The sequence below is a fragment of the Morganella sp. EGD-HP17 genome (assembly GCF_000512315.2).
GTDB classification, from domain to species: domain Bacteria; phylum Pseudomonadota; class Gammaproteobacteria; order Enterobacterales; family Enterobacteriaceae; genus Morganella; species Morganella morganii.
Genome location: NZ_AZRH01000058.1, coordinates 1 through 1,560, shown reverse-complemented (window position 1 = coordinate 1,560; position 1,560 = coordinate 1). Strand labels below are relative to the sequence as shown.

Annotated in this window: 2 protein-coding genes and 1 pseudogene; all 3 read left to right on the top strand. The window is 36.7% G+C overall.

What is annotated here, in order from left to right; all coding sequences use genetic code 11:
• Positions 1-154: 154 nt before the first annotated feature.
• Positions 155-829, top strand: a complete 675-nt coding sequence (locus X965_RS18700) for a ParA family protein (protein ID WP_036419822.1) — start codon at positions 155-157, stop codon at positions 827-829.
• Positions 830-902: 73 nt separating this feature from the next.
• Positions 903-1,196 (top strand): hypothetical protein, encoded by a 294-nt coding sequence (locus X965_RS18695; RefSeq protein WP_036419818.1) that lies wholly within the window; start codon positions 903-905, stop codon positions 1,194-1,196.
• Positions 1,197-1,357: 161 nt separating this feature from the next.
• Positions 1,358-1,560 (top strand): annotated as a pseudogene (locus tag X965_RS19465) (DUF459 domain-containing protein); the annotation flags it as partial.

Genomic DNA, 1,560 nt, shown 5'->3' with positions numbered 1-1,560 from the left:
GGGGGCGAAATGCTTTTGACCTTGTAGTTTTGAAAATCACAATAATACAAATAATGTACATTATTTGTTGTCTTGCTATTGAAATGGTGTATACTTAAAAAATACTTAAAATGTACATTTTAAATACTTATAATGAACTTTAAAGGTATCAATTATGTCTGAAATAAACAATTTGTATGCAGGGAAGATAATTACTGTTGCGATTAAAAAAGGCGGAACAGGAAAATCGACAATCTGCATGAATATAGCTCCTGAGATAAAACCGGATATTTTTTATGATACGGATGATACACCTGCTGTAAGTACATTTAATCAGTTTCGGGATGAAGACAAACGCTGGAACGTAATCAGGCTTACTTCCCAGTCTATAGGGGTAGAAAAATTTATACATGACCTGGTTGAGGCCAAAGAGTCCGGAAAATGCGTACTTATAGATTGTGGAGGGTTTGATTCCGCTCTGACACGAACAGCTATCGCCGCCGCAGATTTAATTCTGTCGCCAGTGAATGACGATCCTTCTGATATTTTAGGTTTGCAAGAGTTTAGCCAGGTATTGAATGATATATCCGAGGAAATGGGTTCAGATAAGATCGCGCATGTAGTCCTTAACAAAGTGCATCCGTCCCGCACTAATTTTAAAGATATTGATACTTACCTTGATGCGTTTCCTAATTTAGTACGATTGGATACTGCAATTCCACTCGATAAAACTGTTCCCGCTAAATTTGGTGAAGGTCTTGGGGTTGTAGAACAAACGGCAACACGTCATGGACGAGTTGGGAATGCCATGCGATCTCTATTTCTCGATTTGAGAACCATCATTGGGTAAGTGCACAAATGGTATTTTTTAAATACATAAAAAATACATATAGTGTACATTACATGTATTAAAGAGATATATTATGAGTACAAAAAAAGATATGTTATCTAGATTGGCAAATGTTTCAAAAAATGCACCACTACAAGAAAAAAATCTGGCACCACCAGAAGCAAACATACCAGAAAAATTAGCTGGCACAGTGTCGAAAACGAAAGTAAGCCGCCGCCCTAAAAATCTACAAATTCCAGAAGATTTATGGGAAGCATATGAATATCTAAAAAGCAGTAACATTACCAGCTTGTTAATGACGCCTTATATCCTCGAAGCTTTCAGAGAAAAGCTAGCAAAAGATGGGGCATTTGAAAGGGATAAATAAAATACATTTAAAACACATTAAATGTATTTTTAAAGAACAGTTTAAATACACTAAATGTACATATTTTGTATTTTTAAGGTTGGTGTATTGTGAGTACGATCTGCAAAATTATAATTTCGTTATGTTACTTTTGTTTTAGTTATGGTGCTCATGCAAAGTCTTTGTTTATCGGAGACAGCCTGACACTTAGTTTGGCAAAAGGTGCGAAAGAGCAGGACGTTCTGGAATATTATTACCTGGACAGCTCAGGACTGATGAATGAGGCATTTTATGACTGGCTGGCATTCGTGCAACGGATGCCGGTCAGTTCTCCTGATTTAATCATTGTATCGCTGGGTGCTAATGATGGTATGACTGCCTCTGC

Coding starts and splice junctions, on each gene's coding strand:
- X965_RS18700 (WP_036419822.1), top strand. CDS start 155: ATGTCTGAAATAAACAATTTGTATGCAGGGAAGATAATTACTGTTGCG.
- X965_RS18695 (WP_036419818.1), top strand. CDS start 903: ATGAGTACAAAAAAAGATATGTTATCTAGATTGGCAAATGTTTCAAAA.